The sequence below is a fragment of the Dyella sp. 2RAB6 genome (assembly GCF_052115385.1).
In the GTDB taxonomy this organism is placed as follows: domain Bacteria; phylum Pseudomonadota; class Gammaproteobacteria; order Xanthomonadales; family Rhodanobacteraceae; genus Dyella_D.
The window spans coordinates 282,350-304,885 of record NZ_JBFRGP010000002.1 but is presented as its reverse complement, the minus strand read 5'-3'; the positions used below and the strand labels follow the sequence as shown (position 1 = coordinate 304,885).

General features: G+C 67.3%; 1 protein-coding gene (running past one end of the window). It reads left to right on the top strand.

Annotated elements, in window-relative coordinates; translation table 11 throughout:
- Positions 1 to 22,536: the 3' portion of an Ig-like domain-containing protein gene (locus tag AB4083_RS05165; RefSeq protein WP_441606684.1), read on the top strand. 15,051 nt of this gene lie to the left of the window's left edge; 22,536 of the gene's 37,587 nt are visible here — the last part of the coding sequence; the start codon falls outside the window, past its left edge; it ends in the stop codon at positions 22,534 to 22,536.

The following is a 22,536-nucleotide window of genomic DNA, read 5'->3' as shown; positions in this document are numbered from 1 at the left end:
CCACGTCCGGACCTGCAGGTCGGCGCGGTCACCATTCCCGACCACGTCACCGCCGGCACCAACGTCGGCATCCAGTACACCGTCACCAACCTGGGCACGATGCCCGCCAACGGCCACTGGCGCGACAAGGTCTACCTGTCGCACGACGGCACGCTCAGCGGCGACGACCAGCTGGTCGGCACGTTCGACAACGGCAGCGCGCTGGCGCCGACCGCCAGCTACTCCAACATCACCGGCAGCATCAGCATCCCGCTGCGCTTCCCGGGCGACGCGTACCTGATCGTGGTGGCCGACGCCGACAACAACGTCGACGAGTACCCGAGCGACGGCAACAACAGCAAGGCGGTGCATTTCTACATCGACCCGGTGCCGTTCTCCGACCTGGTCACCAGCGGCGTCACCGCGCCCGACCAGGCCGTGCACGGCGGCAGCATCGACGTGCGCTACAAGGTCAGCAACCTCGGCAGCGCCACCACGCGCGGCGCCACCGCCGACGTCAACAGCTGGACCGACACGGTGTGGCTGGCCAAGGATCCCAAGCGCCCGGGCGCCAACAAGGGCGACGTGCTGCTGGGCTCCACCACCCACACCGGCAACCTCGCCGTGGGCGAGGACTACCTGGGCGACCTGCAGGTCACCATCCCGGACGGCACGCTCAGCGGGCAGTACTACATCACCGTCTGGACCAACACCTACAGCACCATCCTGGAAGACACGCTCGCCGCCAACATCAATCCGGACGACGCGACGCAGATCGACAACAACGACTACAAGGGCCGACCGATCAGCGTGCTGGGCATCACCCCGCCCGACCTGACGGTGACCCAGGTCGTCGCGCCGCCGAGCATCGACGCCGGCACCACCGTCAACTTCAGCTACACCGTGCAGAACCAGGGCGACCTGTTCACCGGCGGCTGGACCGACACCATCTACGTGGCCGACAACGCGGACCTGAGCAAGGCCACGCACGTCTGGACCATCGGCAGCTACACGCAGAACCGCACGCTCAACAACGGCGAGAAGTACACCGTCAACCAGAGCGTGCTGCTGGCGCCGGACATCAGCGGCAGCTACATCATCGTCAAGACCGACGCCTTCAGCCAGGTGCGCGAGCTCAACGAAAACAACAACGCCACGCCGCTGGCGGCGGCGGTGATCCCGCATCCGGCCGACCTGCAGGTCAGCTCGGTGCAGGTGCAGCCGCAGAACTATTCCGGCGAACTGACCCCGATCAGCTGGACCGTGACCAACCACGGCCAGACCGTGTGGCCGGGTACGGTGAGCTGGCAGGATTCGGTGTTCATCAGCACCGACCCGACCTTCATCCCCAGCCGCGCCATCGCGCTGGGCAAGTTCGAGCACCAGAACACCAACGGCCTCGCCGCGGGCGCCAGCTACACCACCACGCTCAACGTGGCGCTGCCGGCGGGCACCAACGGGCGCTATTACATCTACGTCATCACCGACAGCGCTCGCCCCGACAGCTCCGGCCTGCCGCCGCGCGCCGCCGACGAGATCCTCAACGGCGGCGACAACAGCTGGGGGCTCAACCTCTACGCCAGCTCGGTCTACGAAGGCAGCGCCAATAACAACAACGTGGGCAGCAGCCCGCTGGACATCACCTACCGCGAGGCCGACCTGCAGATCGACGGCATCCAGCTGTCCAACCCGGCGCCGAAGTCCGGCGATTCGCTCACCGTCACCTGGACCGTGACCAACCGCGGCAACCGCGCCACCCGCGTCAGCCAGTGGAACGACGGCGTCTACCTGTCCAACGACAGCTCGCTGGACGTCACCGACGACCCGCTGATCGAAGGCTCGCTGTACAGCAACCCGGGCCGCGTGCAGCCGATTTCGCTGCTCGACGCCAACGGCAAGCCGCGCTTCCTGCAGCCGGGCGAGTCGTACACGATGTCGGCCACCTTCCACCTGCCGCAGTCGATCAGCGGCAACTTCAACATCATCGTCAAGACCGACACCGCCACGGTGAAGGACTGGTACTACAGCGAGCCCAGCTCGATCCGCGACGGGCTCGACGTGGTCACCGGCGACGGCCCCGGCGCGGTGCTGGAGTTCCAGAACGAAGGCAACAACGTCGCCTCGATCGCGCTGCCGATCACCCTGGCTACGCCGCCGGACCTGCAGGTCAGCCTGGTCGGCGCGCCGGCCACGGTGGTCGCCGGCCAGAGCTTCAGCGTCGACTACCACGTGACCAATGCGGGCGGCGACACGCCCAGCGACCAGGGCCAGTGGAACGACCTGATCTACCTCTCGCGCGACCGCTTCCTGGACGTCAACCAGGACCGCTATCTCGGCTATCTCGGCCATGGCGGCGGCCTGAGCGCCGGCGCCGGCTATGACGGACGCTTCACCGTCACCGCGCCGCGCGACCTCGACGGTCCCTACTACGTATTCGTGATCACCGATCCGGCACGCGCGTTCGGCGCCGGCCCCTACGGCCAGGTGCTGGAGTTCGGCAACGACCAGAACAACGCCACCGCCGCGCCGCAGCCGATGCTGGTGCAGACGCCGCCGCCGGCGGACCTCAAGGTCACCGACGTCACCGTGCCGCCGCAGGCCCAGGTGGGCGACTCGGTGACGGTGAACTACAGCATCGTCAACGACTCCACCAACCCGGCCTATGGCCAGTGGACCGACGCGATCTATCTGTCGATGGACAACGTGTGGGGCCTGGACGACATCCTGCTGGGCAAGGTCACCCACAGCGGCGACCTCGCCGGCGGCGCCAGCTACAGCGGCAAGCTCACCGCGCAGTTGCCGCCGCTGAAAGACGGCCACTGGCGCATCATCGTGCGCCCGGACCTCTACAACGAGGTCTACGAAGGCGGCATCAGCTACGGCCCGAACGGCCTGGTGATGGCGCCGGGCGAGGCCAACAACCTCACCGCCTCGGCCGCCACCATCCAGACCCAGGTGCCGCCGCTGGCCATCGCCAGCCCGCTGCAGACCACGCTGTCCAGCGGCGACGTGCAGCTGTACAAGGTCACCGTCGCGGCGGGCCAGACCCTGCGCGTGATGCTCGATTCGATGGCCGCCAGCGGCGACAACGAGCTGTACATCCGCTACGGCGACATCCCGACCACCTACGCCTACGACGCGGCCTACAGCAATGCATCCGCGGCCGACCAGCAGGCCGTGATCCCCAGCACCCTGGCCGGCGACTACTACATCCTGGTGCGCTCGCGCAGCGGCAATGCGGTGCCGGCGACCTTGCGCGCCGACCTGCTGCCGCTGTCGATCACCAAGGTCACCCCGGACAACGGTGGCGTCAGCGACGACGACCATCGCTGGGTCACGCTGGACATCTACGGCTCGGCCTTCCAGGCCGGCGCCCTGGCCAAGCTCAGCCGCCCCGGCGTGTACGAAGCCGAGCCGGATCGCTGGCAGGTGCTCGACGCCACGCACATCCGCGCGATCTTCGACACGCGCCAGTTCCCGCTGGGCCTGTACGACGTCACCGTCATCAATCCCAACGGCCAGAGCGTGACCGAGGCGAACCGCTATCTGGTCCAGCGCGGCATCGAGGACGACGTCACCATCGGCATCGGCGGCCCGCGCAATCTCAATCCGGGCGACGGTGCCACCTACTCGGTCTCGCTGCAGAGCCTGACCAACGTCGACACGCCGTACGTGCGCTTCGACGTCGGCGCGGTGGAGATGGGCTACAACCAGTACCTGATCGACGGCCTCAACCTGCCCTACGCGATCTTCGGCTCCAACGTCGGCGGCTCGCCGTTCGGCAATATCAGCGGCTCGCCCGCCAACAACCAGGCCTACGGCCAGACCGGCTCGACCCTGCCGCGCACGGATATCCCGTGGGCGTCGCTGGACGGCACGCTCAACACCAGCGGCTACAACCTGGCGCCGGGCTATGCCTTCGACGTGGCCGCGCATGGCTTCGTCGGCATGAGCTTCCGCCTGCAGACCTATCCGGGCCTCACCGCCTGGATCAACCGCGACTTCGAAGGCCTGCGCGACGCGCTCTACGCAACCCGCCCGGACTGGAAGGCGCAGGGCATCCTCGATGCCGGCGTCAGCGGCCTGGACAAGATTTCCCAGGGCCTTACCGCACGTTTCCTGTCGACCGATCCGGACGACATCCTCTACAAGATCGAAGCGTTGTCCGAGTCGTTCCAGATGAACGTGGTGGCCGCCGCCACCGCGCTCACCCGCGCCGAGTTCATCGCCGAACAGACCGCCTATGCGCTGAAGCTGCGCACCGCCGTGCTGGCCGACGCCAGCGCGCCGAGCAACCTGGCCACGCTCGCCGCCGACGCCGCGCAGTGGGTCAACGGCTGGCTGGCCGCGCTGGAAAGCGCCGGCATGCTGCTGCCGGCCGACCAGGCGCCGCCGATCACCACCAACCCGCAGGTGGTCAGCCTCAACGCCACCCTCGCCGCCGGCATCCTGATGTCCAAGGGCGGCGACAACTACCGCACCCAGGCCGACATCCTCGGCTTCTTCGCCAAGGTGCAGCAGTGGTACGGCGATACCGCCAAGTTCGCCGGCGATCCGAACGCGGCCAAGGGGCCGATCGATCACTACGAGACGCGCACCGACGACGACGGCGACGAGATCCAGGTACCGGTGCCCGCGCTGGCCAATCCGGCCGACTACGACCAGCACGCCGGCCGCACCTTGCAGTTCGAGAACTTCCAGATCTTCGTCGGCAGCCAGGCCGAGCTGGAATACCTGCGCGCGCAGGGCCTGCTCGACGACAAGTTCAATCCGCTGCCGGGCAAGAGCCTCAACCTCACCCAGTACCTGCAGCTGGTGGCGCAGCAGGCCGGCGCCACCAACGCGGCGATCAGCGTGCAAGGTCCGCAGGGCCAGGCCGTCGCCGCCGACGGCAGCGTGTACGTGCCGGCGTCGACGCCGCTGCCGTATACCTTCGCCTTCAGCAATCCGACCGGCCAGGGCGTGGGCCAGATCCGCATCGTGTCGCCGCTGGACTCCGATCTCGATCCGCGTTCGGTGCGCCTGGGTGATCTGAAGATCGGCGACATCAATATCCATATTCCCGCCGACCGCGCCAACTTCCAGGGCGATTTCGACTTCAGCGGCAGCAAGGGCTACATCCTGCGCGTCAGTGCGGGCGTCGATGCCGAGACCGGCATTGCCACCTGGCTGCTGCAGGCGATCGATCCGATCACCGGCGAAGTGATGCAGGACCCCAGCCGCGGCCTGCTCGCCGGCACCAATGCCGGGGGCTTCGTCAGCTTCACCGTGGCTGCCACGGCGGGCGCCGCGTCCGGCGCGAAGATCGCCATGCAGGCACGCGTGTTCTTCGACGACACGCCGCCGATCGACAGCGCCACGCTCAACGTCACGCTGGACGCGAAGGCGCCCGGCACCACCGTCGCGGTCACCTCGCTGGGCAACAACGCCCAGGGTGCGCCGACCTACGACGTGAAGTGGAACGCGCAGGACGATGCCAGCGGCATCCGCTTCGTCACCGTCTACGTCGCCACCAACGGCGGCGACTTCAAGATCTGGCAGCGCCAGGTCGCCGCGGGCACCAACGAAGCGGTGTTCACCGGCGCAGCCGGCAACCACTACGAGTTCCTCGCCGTGGCGACGGACCTGGCCGGCAACCGCGAGGCGGCCTCGGTCAGCAATGCCGTGCTGCCGGATGACGGCGCGCGCCAGCAGGTGCTCGACGGCCTCGGCGTCACGCCCGGCGTGGACCAGACCGCGCAGGTGCCGCAGGCGCCGCAGGACCGCAACTACTACAACAACCCGCTGTTCCAGCAGGCCACGCAGATGCTGCCGGGTGCGGTCGCGGCAGTGAATGCCGGCGACCTGAGCAACGTGCTCGCGCCGTTCGCCGTGCGCGGCTTCGCCGACGGTTTCGCCACCGGCGCGGCCGATATCGGTGCGATGGCGATGGTGCAGTTGCCGGATCAGTCGATCCTGGTCAGCGCCGGCCAGCAGCGCAACGAGGTCTATCGCTACGGCAAGGACGGCGGCCACGGCACCACGCCGCTGTTCGTGCTCGACCAGCCCGTGCTCGACATGGCGGTCGACGCGCTCGGCCAGCTGTGGGTGATGACCGGCAACGAACTGCTGCAGGTCGATGCCGGCAGCGGCGCGATCCTGCGCCGCATGCAAGGCCCCAGCCAGCAGCCGCTGACGCATGCGCTGGCGATCCAGCCCGGCACCGGCGACATCTACGTCTCCGACGGCGCCGGCATCGAGGTGTTCCACCCGAACGCCACCGATCCGAACAAGGCCTGGCAGCACTTCAGCAACACCCGCGTCGGCGACCTCGCGTTCGGTCCGGACGGCCGCCTGTGGGGCGTGCGCTGGACCGGCAGCGACATCACCGCCGCCGATCCGAACGGCAGCACCGACATCATCAGCTTCCCGATGAGCGGCATCACCCTCGGCCGTGCGGAACTGGAATACCGCATCAAGGGCGTGGTCGACAGCATCGCCTTCGGTGCGCCGGGCTCGCTGCTCGACGGCATGCTGGTCGCTTCCGGTGCATTGCCGCAGCACGTGCAGGTGGCCGGCATCGCCGACACCACCACCGGCTCCTCGGTGTGGACGATCGAACTGGCCACCCGCCGCGTGCTGCAGCTCGCCGGCGGCGGCACCCAGGGCGAGGCGATCCTCACCACTGCCGACGGCCGCATCCTGGTCGCCGAAACGCATCACATCGACGTGATCGCCCCGGCGCAGGCGCCGAAGGTGATCGCTACCAGCGTGCCGGATGGTGCATTGATCCCGCTGCCGGTCGGCCAGATCGCCGTGCAGTTCGACCAGGACATGTGGCTGGGCAGCGACGCGCAGTCGGCGCTGACGGATGCCTCGAGCGTGCTCGACGCCAGCAACTTCCAGCTCATCGGCGCCACCACCATCACCCCCAACAGCGTGCGCTGGGATGCCGCCACGCACACCGCTTATCTGGACGTTTCCGGCCTGCCCGCCGGCCACTACCAGCTCACCATCAGCGGCAACCTGCGCAGCGCCGCGCAGCTGCGCATCGGTCAGGACACCGTCAGCGGCTTTACCGCGCTGCTGGATATGAGCACGCAGGTGCAGTTGACCTTCAGCAACACGCGCTCCGACCAGAGCACCGGCGCGGTCAGCTACGACGTGAGCCTGAAGAACATCGGCACCGACGACCTGCACGGCCCGCTGATGCTGCTGCTCGATCCGGGTGCGTATTTCGGTATGAGCATCAATGGCGCCACGCAGGGCACGGGCGATCAGTCCGATCTGTGGGTGCTGGATCTGACCAGCGCGCTGCAAGCCCTGGGCGGCAAGCTGGCGGTGGGCGCCACGCTGACCAACCAGACCATCAGCGTGGTGCCGGCCAGCCATTTCGGCGGCGGCCTGGCCGACCTGGCGAAGTACAACCTGGGGCATGGCGTCTACGCGGTGCCGCAGGCGAACCTGCCGCCGGGCATCACGCCGGTCGGCACCACAACCGCGCCGGACACCTTCCCGCAGCCGGCCACCATCGGCCAGACATGGAGCGCGCAGGTCGACGCCTTCGACGGCGACGGCACGCAGTTCTATTGGGAGGTCGTGCAGGCGCCACCGGGCCTGCTGCTGACGCCGCCGGCCACCTACAGCGTGGACGGCAGCGGGATCTATCACTCCACCGCTACGCTGAGCTGGACACCCGGCGCAAACGCGCTGGCCGACAGCGTCGTGGTGCTGCGCGTGCAGGACAGCCGCGGCGGCACCGTGCTGCGCACACTGCACATCACGGTCGCGAGCGGCAACCGCGCACCGATCATCAACGCGCCGGACGCCATCTATCTGGACGAAGGACAGTCCATGTCGCTGCCCGTGGTCGCCTCGGATCCCGACGGCGACCCGCTGACCATCAGCGTCGGCAACCTGCCGCCGGGTGCTTCGTTCGATGCCCGGACCGGCACCCTCAGCTGGACGCCGACGTACGACCAGGCCGGCACCTACCGCAACGTGCGGATCACCGTGAGCGACGGCAAGACCACCGTCACGGAGCTGGTCGACGTGATCGTCGCGCAGACCTGGGCAGCCCCCGTGCTGGCGCCGGTCGCGGCGCAGACACTGCGCGAAGGCGATGCATTCGCCCTGCAGCTGGCGGGCAGCCTGCCCGGTGGCACCACCTACGCCGACGGCACCGTGGTCAAGCTCAGCTACTCGGCAGCCTCGCTGCCGAACGGGATGCAGCTGAACACCGAGACCGGCTGGCTCAGCTGGACGCCGGGCTACGATCAGCACGGTAGCTACACCGCTGCGGTCACCCTCACGGCGACGTACACCCTGCCGGGCGGCGACGTACAGGTCCGCAGCGTGCAGCGGACGATCTCCCTGAATGTGCTGAACGCCAATGGCGTTCCGCAGTTCGATGCCAATGTGGGCGACACCTGGAACACCTCGGAAGGCCAGGCGCTGCGTATCAGCGTGTTCGCTTTCGACCCCGATCATCCGGGCTATGCACCCAAGATCCGTCTTTCCAGCAACGGACAGCTGGTGGATTCCGGCTATGCCGACGCCTCGCCGGTGACCTATCAGGTGCTGGGTCTGCCCGCGGGCGCAACGTTCGATCCCGATACGCTGGAGATCGTGTGGACCCCGGGCTACGCCCAGGCCGGCACCTATCACGTCACCGTGATCGCCACCGACGACGGCGACGGCACCGGCACGCCGGCCTCCAGCCAGGTCACCATTCCGATCGTGGTGGCCGACACCAATCGCGCGCCGGTCATCGCGCCGATCTCCAACGTCACCGTCGACAAGGGCGCCACGCTCGACATCCCGGTGGACATCACCGACGTCGACGGCAATCCGATCCAGCTGACCATCAACGGCCTGCCGCGTTTCGCCACCTACACCCAGAATCCGTCCAGCGTGGACGGCCACGTCACCGGCGTCATCCATTTCGCACCGGGCGACAACGATCGCGGCGACTACACCATCACGTTGGTGGCCCAGGACAACGGCGACGGCGATCCGGGCCGCGTGCTTGCTTCCGCGGTGAGCTTCGTGTTCACCGCGCGCAGCGTGACCGAGCCGCCGGTGTTCAATCTGCCGCAGCAGATCGTCGCCGTGGCCGGCCAGCCCATCAGCCTGCCGATCACCATCGCTGATGCGGACCAGGACGCTCTGCACATCAGTGCCGACGGTCTGCCGCTGGGCGCCCAGCTGGCGATGCAGGTCCAGTACGGACACGCCTTGTTGACCTGGACACCGACAGCCGACGATATCGGCCCGCACGACATCACCTTCACAGTGACCGACAGCGGCCTGCCGCCGCAGGACCAGGGCTACACGAACCCGGCCAATCCGTTGCCCAACGTGGTCCGCCACACCATTCGCATCCTGGTCCGCCAGGCCGATGCCGCGCCTCAGCTGCTCGGCATCCAGGTGAATGGGCAGGCGGTCGCCGACGCGCCAGATCCGGCGACACCGGTGCGGCTGAATACCAGCGAAGGCAGTGCCTTCTCGATGGACCTGTTCGCCAGCGATGCAGATGCCGATCTGATCAGCTGGACCGCCGCCGGCCTGCCGCCGGGCATGGTGTTCGACGTGCCCGGCGCCTCCACCGGCGGCCACGCGACCGTGCGCTGGACGCCCGGACCTTTCGCCGCGCAAAGCGACAACCTCAACGGCACCAGCCCGGGCACCTACCGCTTCAGCGTGACAGGCAGCGATGGCTCGGCCACCTTCACCCGCAGTTTCGAACTGCATGTCGCCAACGTGGACCAGGCGCCGGTGATCCTGCCGATGCCGCTCCAACTGGTGAGCGAGGGCGACACGCTGTCGATGACGCTGCGCGGCCTCGACGCCGACGGCGACCCGGTGAACATGTCGCTGATCTATGACGACAGCACGCCCGCGGGCATCCAGTTCAACAGCGCCACCGGCTATTTCGAGTGGACGCCCGGCTTCGACACGGTCGACAACGCTAACGGCAGCAGCAAGGACTTCGCCTTCACCTTCAAGGCGACCGACGGCACGCTGACCACCACGCAGACCGTGCACGTGCGCGTGTTCGATACCAACCGCGCGCCCACGCTGACGGTCAGCAGCCATGCCACGCTGATCGGCCAGACCCTGGTCCTGCCGGTGCAGTTCGGCCGCCAGGGCACGGGCATCGTCGCCAGCGACCCCGATGGCACAATCCAGACCCAGGGTCTCAGCCTGTCCTTCCACGCGCTTCCGGATGGCGCCGTCTACGACGCCGCCCATGGCCGCCTGAGCTGGACGCCGGCGCCCGGCCAGGAAGGCGACTTCGTGGTCACCGCGATCGCCAGCGACGGCCGCGCGACCGTGCAGCGGACCTTCGTACTGCGCGCCGTGGCCGACGCCGCAGCCAATGCGCCCGACGTGCTGATCGATGCGCTGCCCGGCGCACCCCTGCTGCCCGGGCAGAACGTGCTGGTCACCGTGCGTTCGAGCAGCTTCAGCCCGATCGTGCAGACGGTGGTGCAGATCAAGGGTACCGGCATCGGCAGCGACCAGTGGCAAACCGTCGCCCTCGACAACTCTGGCCGGCTGCGCCTGCAGGCGACTCAGCCGGGCCTGATCGACGTGCGCGTCAGCGTGACCGATGCCGACGGCTTCACCCGCACCCAGGACAGCGTCCTGCGCGTGCGCGACCCGGCAGACACCGCGGCGCCGGTATTGGCGTGGCAGGGTGCGCTGGCGACCGGCGCCATCACCGGCCAGCCGGCCGCTATCTCGCTGCCCACGCTGCTGCAAGCTTCCGTGCAGGACCTGCAGCTGATGGGCTACAAGCTGGAAATCGCTCCGCTCGGAAGCAGCGCCTGGCGCACCATTGCCAGCCAGGACCTGGCCGCTCAGGCGACGCAGCAGTCGTTCGAGCTGGCTTCGCTCGATCCGGCACTGCTGCGCAACGGCGTGTACCAGGTGCGCCTCAGCGCCTGGGATCTCAGCGGCCGCACCAGCGAAATCGACGCACGCTTCGTCGTCGACACGGCGGACAAGAGCCCGCTCGGCAGCCAGGCCACCGACGTCACCTACGTGCTTGGCGGACACGGCCTGACCATCAATCGCCAGTTCGGCGATGGCCTCGGCGGCGACATCGGCAACTGGAGCCTGGGCGGGTTCGATACCAGCCTGATCAGCGACCAGTCCGCCACCACGGCCAGCGGCGCCACCGCCGCCTGGGGTATCGGCGCCAGGGTCTGGCTGAGCATGCCCGACAATCTCTCGGCCGCGCTGCCGGCGATCCGCAACCTCGGCTTCACCCTCAACGCCGAAGCGATCCGGCTGGGTTCCGATCCCGCCGCGCCGGTGGAATACCACGCGAGCTTCGGCACCGATCAGGGCTGGACGCTGGAGGCGACCCATGCCGCGCACCTGCAACGCCTGGGCTCGCACCTGTATGACCAGATCACCGGCCTGCCGTGGCAACCGGCCGGCTACGTGCTGACGGCGCCGGACGGCACCCATTACTCGCTCGATGCGCAAGGCCATCTCACCGCTGTCGCCTTCGCCGACGGCGTGCAGTGGCTGGTCTCCGATGCCGGCGTCGCGCTAGTCGGCGGCAGCGCACGCGTGAGCGTGATCCGCGACAGCGCGGGCCGCGTGGTCAGCATCGGCGGACCACTGTCCGCGGATGTGAGCCGCACCATCATCTATCGCTACGACAGCGCTGGCCGCCTGGTGCTGGCGCGCGCGCTCGACAGCGCGAGCCAGGGCACCCCGTATGGCTACGGCTCGTCCGGCCAGCCCTACGCCGACGTGCCGGTGGCCAACCTCGGCACCGCCGCCGGCTGGCTGGGCAACAGCACCGCCAATCAGTGGTCGGGCACCCTGTCCGCGACGCAGCCGACGTCGATCGCGTTCCAGATCCGTGACAGCGAACTGGCCTCCACCATCAAATCGCCCGGTGCGCAGGGCGTGCTGATCGTCGCGATCAGTGCGCAGTTCAGCGACCCGCAGGCCGGCCTGGACGTGGTGGGCGGCGAGATCCTCGGCACCACCCTGGTCAACGGCGTCCACACCTTCCTGGTACGGATCGACGCGGCCGGCCTGAAGCTGATCCGGCTCATCGGCCAGGGCAGCGCAAGTGTGACGATCGGTATCGCCGGTGACCTCAATCGCGATGGCCACGTGGACGGCGCCGATACGGCACTATGGAATCAAGACGCCAGCGGCGGACTGCCCGCCGGTGATCTCGACGGTGACGGCCAGGTCGGCACCTCCGATCGCCAGCTGCTCTACGCCAACTACGGCTGGAGCGCCAACCTGCCGCCGGTCGCGCAAGCGCTGCCGGCAACGCCTCCGCTCACTCACGCCGGACTCGGCATCAGCGTGCCGCTCTCGTCGCTGGCCGTCGACAACGATGGCGACGACGTGTTCTGGCGCATCCTCTCGGCCACGCACGGCACCGCCACGCTCAGCGAAGACGGCCGCTCGCTGCTGTTCATGCCCGATCCGGGCTATACCGGCGGCGCCAGCGTGGTGCTAGTGGCCGACGACGGCTACGCCAGCAGCGCACCGATCACCTTGCCGATCCAGGTCAGCGGCGCGCCGCTGCTGGCCATCCACGTCGACCCGGTGCCCGGCCTGCAGGCCGGCCAGAGCGCGACCTTGCACATCACCGCGGACTTCGCCGACCAGACCGGCGTCGACGTATCGGCATCGCCGTCGTACTTCTCCATCCAGGCGGGCGACCTCAGCGGCATCGGCGCACAAGGCACACCGATCCAGATCGACCATGCGCGCGGCATCGTCATCGCCAAGTCGGAGGGCCCGGCCCTGGTGGTGGTGAGCTGGACCGGCGCGGACGGCCATGTCGTCTCTGCCTACCAGGTGGTGAACGCCGCCCAGGCTCTACCGCCGGATACCTCCGACGATGCCGACGCCGAGAGCCCGCAAGAAGATCTGGGGCTGGAGCCTGAGGTCTACCCGGGCACCGTCACGCTCACACCCGGCGCGTCGCGCCAGCTGCATGTGAGCATTCCCGGCGACGACGGCAACATGGTCGACGTATCGCAGGCGCATCAGGATGCTCACGACGGCACGCTCTATTTCAGTTCGGACGCGAGCATCGCGACGGTCTCCGCCACCGGTGTGGTCACCGCGCTCAAGCCGGGGCATGTAGTCATCTATGTCATCCATCTCAAGAGCGAGGTGGATGCCGACGGCAACGTCTACGAACAGGTGGTCGGCCAGTTCAACGTCGACCTCCACGTGGACGCCGCGCAGGCCAGCACCGCCGCAGGCGTCGAGATCAGTGGCGCCGATGGTGGCGCCGTGTCGACCAACAGCGGCGTGGTGGCCATGTTCGGCTCAGGTGCCCTGGGTACCGACACCAACGTGGCGATCCAGGATGTCGCCCTCACCGATGTCGCCAGCGTCGCCGGCATGAACGCGCCGCCGGCCGATCAGGTGCGCACGCTCGCCGCGTTCCAGCTGAACCTGGGCACGCAGAACACCTCCGAGCCGATCCAGTTCGCCGTGCCGGTTACCCTGGACGACAACCTGCAGGTAGGCGACCAGGTGTTCTTCCTGGAGCGCGGCACCATTACCGACGAACTCGGCGTGGTGCACGACACCTGGTGGATCGTCGACAACGGCTTCGTCGATGCCAGCGGCGTCGCGCGCACCGCCTCGCCACCATTCCCCGGCATCACCGGCTCGGGCACCTTCCTGGTGGCCAGTGCGGTGAAGCGCGATCCGAGCACGGGTGCGCTGAAGGCCACCAATGTGGGCATCGGCTACGACATCTGGTCGCCGGGTGCGGACCTGTCCAGCGCCGTCTGGAACAGCATGCTGCGCGCAGTGGATCCGCTGCTGCCGATATATGTGATGAGCTACACCTACGGCGCCACTTACAAGACGCAGATCCCCGTCGACCAGGCCACCGGCAGGTACAGCACTGACCTGCCGCAGATTCCCGCGCCGCCGGTCACGCCGGTGCAACAGGCGCCCACGATCGCCTCTCTGAGCCTGAGCAATACCGCACCGGGGCAGACCACCCTGGTCATCACCGGCTACAACCTGGCATCGCGCAGCCCCAACGGGCAGCTCTATGCATGGCTAAGTCCGCTGGGCACCGACGCGACCTGGGATACGCAATACCTCAACGCCCAGCCGGGCCAGGGCAATGGCGTGGGCAACTACGCATGGGCGCTGCCCGCCGGCCAGGTGCAGTCAGCGAACGGGCTGGACACGCTCACCATCGTCTTGCCAGCCAATCTCGCCGGCCATATCGCGCTGTCGCTGGAGCAGTTGCGCATAGTCCGGCAGGACGCCACCGCCGCGCACAGCGGTCCCGATCCGCGCGTCACCGTCAGCGGCGCCATCGCCATGCCGGTGAACAACGTGGTGATCACGACCGACAACTCGAAGGTGTACTTCTACAAGGGCCCGTCCACGTCCGGTTCGCAGGTCGTCGACCCGACCCAGCTGACCAGGCTGGGCCAGCTCGACCTGCGCCCGATCGCCAACAACGCTCCGGCGCCGATCGGCGGCTTCAAGAGCAACCAGATCGCGATCAGCGCGAACGGCGGCACCGCTTTCATCGCCGGCCGCAGCGGCAGCATCTATGTGATCGATACGCTGTCGCAGGCGGCGTTCCCGCCGATCCAGATTCCGGGCTGCACCGGCGATATCTCGGCGCTGGTCATCAACCAGGGCTGGCTGTACGTATCGGTGGGCGGCACCTACAACAACGGCGTTACCGCCAACGGCCTGTGGCGCATCAATATCGATGCGTACAAGTACGCCTACACCAACGCGCAGAACCAGCCGCAGACCCAGGTGTTCCAGCCACTGAGCCTGATCGAGCAGATCGCCCTGCCCGATACGCTGGGCATCGACGCAGCGAGCGATCCCGGCGGCATCTACGACATCGCCATCAGCGGAGGCCGCTACCTGGGCGCGACCGCGCCCAGAGGCCAGGTCTTCATAGCTTCGGCGCGGCGCGTGACCTCGGTAGGCAATGCGTTCTTCCTGGACCTCAACTCGTTCACCGACAATGTGAACCTCACGGTGGATCCGGCGACCGGCCACTACCGCGGCGCGGTGACCGTAGGCAGCTCCAGAGTCCTGGGCAGCGCCAGCCTGACGCATAGCTATGCCCCGCTGTACATCACCGCCGGCAGCACGCCCGGCACGTTCGTGATGAGCGATCTCAACGGCGGCACCAGCGGCGCGCAGTCGATCAAGCTGGCGCTGGATCCGAAGACCGGCAACTTCAACGGCGAGCCCTCAGCGACCACACTGCCGCTTACGCCGTCCGGCAGCACCGCGAACGGCGCCTTCGATGTCATCGTGCATCGCCCGTCGGGCGTGGCCGTCACGCCGGACGGGCAGTTCGCCTTCATCGCCGACTACGATCTGCCATCCAGCTCGGAATCGGATTCGTTCATCCAGATGCCCGGCGGCATCACGCTGGACCTGCCGAACTATCAGCTCATCCCGGCCTCCGGCAAGATCTCCATCATCCAGAATCCGTTCTCGGCCAACCCGATCTTCCTGGGTTCGACGACGGCCATTCCGGGCCTGTCGCTGGACAAGCTGACCATGAGCGCCGACGGCAAGCAGCTGTTCGCGAACTTCATGGATTCGGGCGTGACCATCACCGATCCGATCTCGTTCGGCATGCTGGTGTGGGACGTACACAACCTGACCACGGCAGCCCTCGCCCACAGCTTTGCCAACCAGAGCGCACCCTACGTACCGGTGGATCGCGACAGCCCGGCGCGCAGCGCTCCCGTGAGCGTGCCGCCGGTGCGCTATGACAACAGCGGCGGTACCTTCGGCGTCGCCACCGACAACATCGTCAACATCAAGATCGACGGCAACGCGCTGCAGAGCAATTCGCTGCAGGGCATCACCAACGTTCCCGTGCGCTATGGCGATCTGGGCCGCTTCGACCTCAGCGCGCTGGTGCATGGCGTGGTCGGCAACGGCGCTACGCTGGGTAACTTCCAGTTGATGAGCGCGCCGCTCAACGGCATGCTCGTCACCGACCCCGCACAGTTGAACCCTGCCAATGCGCTGGCCTCCACGGCGATCATCGACAGCGGCAGCGCGGATGCGGACGGCAAGTGGCATTTCGCCGATTCAGGCGTGCTGTTCATTGCGCCGCAGATCACCGACAGCGAAGTGCAGAACATCCTGCGCCTCGGCCAGAAGCTTCCGGCGAAGACCATCTCGCTGATGTTTACCGTGACCGTGAACGGCGCGCAGCGGACGTTCTGCCTCAACGTCAACATCAACGACTACGACGACCCGACCAACACCAATGGCCAGGCGACGCAGAGCGATATCTTCGGCGACCGCAGCACTGGCAACCCGGGCTATTCGGCGTTCGATACCTCAGCCAGCTCGACGCTCGACCGCAACAGCTCACCGCTGATGCTGTGGCGGGTGCAACAGCGGCTGAAGTATCTTGGCTTCCCCGCCTACGGCGAAGGCAACGCACCGGACGGCCAGGGCGACCGCAATCTGCAGGAAGTCAAATCCTACGAGTTTGCGGTCAACGGCAAATGGACCACGCAGTTTGTCGAAGCGCTCAATCTGTTCGACAAGGTCGTCAATTACAACGGCGATACGGCCGCCCATCTCGACAATCACCATGGGCGGGACAGGGCCGGTGGTGCGCATGCGCGTGGAGAGCTTCATGCCTATCTGACTAATTTCTCCATCGGCGCGTCCGACAGCCACTTCTTCAGCTATCTCAACGCGTGGAACGCTCCGCACTGGATGGACATCTGGACTTCGCTGGGCGGCTCCTACGATGTAAACAGCCCGACAACTGGCCGCGCCCGGGACAGCGCCGGCACCAGCTGGATGACCGACGAGCGCGAGGACAATCTCGAGCATTTCGGCACCAGCTGGATCCGCGACGACATGCTGGCGTGGCACAAAACGGCCCAGGCGCAGACGAATGCGGGAATGCAGATCAATCCGCAGCTCTATTACAACGGCGTAGCCGATTCCAATTACTTCCATACGCCCGCAGCGCACGGCAGCCACGACGTAGGCATGGCCTTTGACGTGGGCATGGCCGAGGACATCAAGGCCATTTCTGTTTCGGCTCACGCCCATCCTGGCGCATACACCAATGCCAATGTGCAGGACATGCCGGTGCAGCACGACGCCCAGGGCCATGTCATCAAACCCACGGTCCAGCAGATCATTACGTACTGGAACGGCGTGACGTGGTCGAGCAATGCGCGAGTAAACGCAGACAAGCAGGCCATGTGGAATGACATCGCCTCGCTGATGCTGCTGTCGTCCAGCAACAACTTCCTTTACAACGCCATTCCGATGGTCAACGAGGCCATGAAGTCCTCGCTCTTCTCGGGCCTTCTGGACTTCATGTTCATCGGCGAAACGCTCAACCAGTTCGCCGACATCAAGATCGGCATCAATGAGCTGGTTGCCACGCTCGGCCTGGGCAGCGATTTTGTGCGCGTGACGGAAAGCCATTACAACCACTTCCACGTCACCACCTCCCCGCCCGCGGCGAAGGCATTCACGGCGACCTGGGGCGGCCATCAGGAAGCGGGCACGATCGGACAGCCCGATGGCTCCGGCGCAACGGTCGGCATCGACGCCGACCAGCTGCAGCACGACATCACGCAGATCCTCGGCTCGGCCTCGCAACTGTGGGGCGTGGGTGGCACCGCCTTGGCCAGCGCCGCCGCGCAGTCGCAGAGCGAGGTCGCGCCATTGCAGGGCGGCCTCCTCGGCCAGACGATCGAGCATGCCATCAGCATCGATCCGACCGCGGCTAACGTAGGCTGGTATTACACCGACATAGGCAACAACGACGACTTCCTGCCGACTTCCGATCCGGGCGTGTGGGTCGCCAGGCCCGGCAGCGCTGCCGTAGGCAAGTACGACCTGTTGACCGTGGTGCTGCACGAGTACGGCCACCTACTCGGCCTGAGCGACGTATCCGATGCGGCGGACGACATCATGTCGACCACGCTGCAACCCGGCGTGCGCCGTCTCCCGGCCGGCTTGTCGCTGCAGGCGATCCAGGCACTGATCGCCAAGCAGGCGGCAGCGGCCGCCGCCCTGCAGGCAACCGTCAACGGCACCCAGCAAGTTGCCCCCGGTACTGGCGGCGCAGCGGCTTCGTCCGTTCCCCAGGCGGGCCAGCAGCCCGTCGTCTACGCCACACTGGGCAACGGGCAGTTCACCGATTCGTCCGACTGGACCGCGAGCGGCAATGTGTCGGTCGGCACCGGCCAGGCCACTCTCTACGAGAGCGGTACCACTCAGTCCCGCATCAACCAGGCCTTCGTGGTCACTGCGGACAACGCCTTCCTGCGCTTCACCGTCAGCGGCATCGCCCTGCAGAATCCCGGCGACATGCCCGAAGACGCCTTCGAAGCCGCCCTGCTCGATGCGGCCACGGGCGCCTCGCTCGGCGGCGCGATCGGCCTGAGCCACACCGCATCGATGCTCAACCTGCAGGGCGACGGCACGGCGTATCTCGGCCAGGGCGTCAGCTACGTCACCAACGCCGACGGCAGCCGCACCTACCTGGTCGACCTGCGCGGCATCGCCGCCGGCACCGCAGTGAACCTGTCGTTCGATCTGATCGGCTTCGGCCCCGCCGGCAGCCACGTCACCGTCAGCGACGTGGCCCTGATGGGCCTGCCGCAGGCCAACGACGACCTGGTGCAGGACCAGGAGGACAGCGCCGTCAACTTCAACGTGACGGGCAACGACGTCAACGCCACCGGCGCCACGCCCACCGTGGTCACCGGGCCCGCACACGGCACGCTCACCTTCAACGCCGACGGCAGCTTCACCTACGTGCCCGACGCGCTGTACTACGGCAACGACAGCTTCACCTACCTGCTCGACAACGGTAAGGCGCAGTCCAACCTCGCCACGGTCGATCTCGCCATCGCGCACGTGAACCATGCGCCGGGTGCGAACGACCTCAACGTGACGCTGCAAGAGGATGGCAATGCGATCATCGACCTGCGTCCGCTCGGCTCCGACGTGGACGGCGACACGCTCACCTACCGCATCGTCAACCAGCCGCAGCACGGCTCGCTGACGCAGAACGCTGACGGCACCTACACCTACACGCCGGGCGCGCTGTTCTACGGCGACGACAGCTTCACCTACGTGGCCAACGACGGCACCGCGGATTCCCCGGTGGCCACCGTCAGCCTGGTGGTGATCCACGTCAACCACGCGCCGATCGCGGTCAACGCCCAGCTGCATACGCCGGAGGAACAGGCCTACAGCGGCCAGGTGCTGAGCTACGGCACCGACGTCGACGGCGACGCGCTGACGGCAACCCTGGTCAACGGCCCGCTGCACGGCTCGCTGCAGTTCAACGCCGACGGCAGCTTCACCTACACGCCGGATGCGCTGTACCGCGGCACCGACAGCTTCAGCTACCAGCTGAGCGACGGGCAGCTGAGCTCGGCGGTGGCGACGCTGACCTTCACCATGGATCCGGTGAACCACGCACCCACCGTTGCCGACATCAACGCCACGGTGGCCGAGGAAGGCGTGCTGGCGATCGATCCGCGCAACGCCGCCAGCGATGTCGACGGCGATGCGCTGACCACGGTGATCGTCAGCGGCCCGCAGCACGGCACGCTCACCCGCCTGGCCGACGGCAGCTACCAGTACGTGCCGGACGCGCTGTACCGCGGCGACGACAGCTTCAGCTACAAGGTGAACGACGGCGCGGTGGATTCGAACGTCGCCACGGTGAAGCTGACCGTGACGCCGATCAACCACGCGCCGACCGCAGCCGATGCCAACGCCAGCTTGCTGGAGGACGGCAGCCTGACGCTGGACCCGCGCAGCGATGCCCACGACGTCGATGGCGATGCACTCACCGCCATCCTCGTCACCGGCCCGGCGCACGGCACGCTCACCCAGAACGCGGATGGCAGCTTCACCTACGTGCCGGATGCGCTGTACCGCGGCAGCGACAGCTTCAGCTACAAGGTTAACGACGGTACCGCTGATTCCAACGTGGCCACCATCACCCTGACCGTGACGCCGGTGAATCACGCACCGACGGCGCAGGACGGCAGCGCCACGGTGGCCGAGGACGGCGCCGTCGCGCTCGATCCGCGCAGCCATGCCAAGGACGTGGACGGCGATCCGCTGTCGGTGGCGATCGTCAGCGGTCCGGCGCATGGCTCGCTGGTACGCAATGCCGATGGCAGCTACACCTACACGCCGACCACGTACTACGCCGGCGGCGACAGCTTCACCTACAAGGTGAACGACGGCACGGTCGATTCGAACGTGGCCACCATCGTGCTGACGGTGACGCCGGTAAATCACGTGCCGGTCGCGGTGAACGACACCGCCGCCACCGACCAGGGCGTGCCGGTGACCATCGACGTGCTGGCCAACGACAGCGACATCGACAACAGCACGGGCGTCAACGCCGGTTCCGGCCGCGCCGCCAACGCAGGGTTGAGCGCACGCATCGTCAGCCAGCCGGCCAACGGCACGCTTACCGTGAATGCGGATGGCACGCTGACCTACAAGCCGAACGCGGCCTTCAGCGGCACCGACAGCTTCAGCTACGTCGCCAACGATGGCGTGGTCGATTCGGCGCTGGCCTCGGTGACCATCACGGTGCGTGCCACCAACCATGCGCCGGTGGCCAACGACGATACGTTCGACGGCAAGCAGAACCTGCCGCTGAATTTCAATCCGTTGTCCAATGACACCGATGCCGATGGCGATCCACTGTCGCTGGTGATCGTGTCCGGTCCGGCGCACGGCACGCTTACCCGCAACGCGGACGGCAGCCTGAACTATGTGTCCAGCGGCAACTGGACCGGCACCGACACGCTCACCTACCAGGCCAGCGACGGCAAGTCGCTGTCCAACGTGGCAACGGTGCGCCTGGTGGTGGCTTCCGCCAACCAGGCCCCGGTGGCAGCGAACGACACGGCGCGCGTGCACAACAACCAGACCGCCAACATCCGCGTGCTTGCCAACGACACGGACGCCGACGGCGACGCGCTGGGCTCGCGCATGGTCAACGGGCCGAAACACGGCACGGTGGTGCACAACGCCGACGGCAGCTTCAGCTACACCGCCGACTGCGGCTACACCGGCACCGACACGTTCACCTACGTCGCCAATGACGGCAAGGCGGATTCCAACCTGGCCACCGTGACCATCACGGTGCTGGGCCCGAACCTGCCGCCGCTGGCCTTCGACGACGCGGCCTACGTCAACGAGAACAGCACGGTGAAGATCGATCCGGTCGCCAACGACTGGGACATCAACGGCGACCCGCTCACCGCGCGCATCCTGTGCGGCCCGAGCCATGGCAGCCTGGCGCTCAACGCCAACGGCACCTACACCTACACGCCGGATGCGAACTGGTACGGCCTGGACGGCTTCACCTACGCCGCCAACGACGGCCAGTTCGATTCCAATCCGGCGATGGTGTGGATCCGCGTGGCGCACGTGAACCAGGCACCGGTGGCCAATAACGATGCGGTCATCGCCCGCACCGGCCAGGCCACGCGCATCGACGTGCTCGCCAACGACACCGACGTGGACGGCGACAGCCTGCACGCCACGGTCACCGCCACGCCCAGGCACGGCACACTGGCGCGCAACTGGGACGGCAGCTTCAGCTACACCGCGCAGGCGGGCTTCGTGGGCATGGATACATTCGTGTACGTCGCCGACGACGGCCAGCTGAAGTCGGCCCCGGCCACCGTGACCATCACGGTGCTGGCGCCGAACCACGCGCCCGTCGCCCGCGACGACCAGGCCACCACCAATGCCGGCACGCCGGTGCGCATCGACCTGCTCGCCAACGACAGCGACGCGGACGGCGACAAGCTCACCGCACGCATCGTCTGCGGCCCCTGCCACGGCACGCTCGGCCTCAACCCGGACGGCAGCTACACCTACACGCCAAATAAGGGCTGGTACGGCACCGACAGCTTCAGCTACCGCGACAACGACGGCACGGTCGATTCCAACACCGCGATGGTGTGCATCACGGTGGCGCCGGTGAACCACGCGCCGACCGCCCGCAACGCCAGCTTCCAGCTGCAGAAGGACGGCAGCGTGTGCATCGACTTCGGCTGCCTGATCGGCGACGTGGACGGCGACTGCCTGACGCTGACCCTGGGCAAGGCATCGCATGGCACGCTGACGCGCAACTACGACGGCAGCTACACCTACCGTCCGGCCCATGGCTATACCGGCACCGACGGGTTCTCGTACACGGTCAGCGATGGCAAGCTCAGTGCCACGGCGACGGTCAGCCTCAACGTGGTGGCCAGCGGCGGTTGCTGGAACGGGCAAAGCGTGATGGTGGCCGCAAGTGCGCAAACCTATGGATGGTCTGCCAACACCGGCGGCTATATCGTGGTCCTGCGTGCCAGCACCACCAGCGACACGGCACAGTCGATCGATTGGCAGGGCTATGGCACATCGGCGATCGGCAACGCGGAGAACGTCGGCAGTGCCTGGTGGAACACCCTGCTCGCGGATCCGCTGCTGGCGCCGGACGACCTCGCAGCGCAAAGCGGGCTGTCGATCAAGCGAGTGAACTGA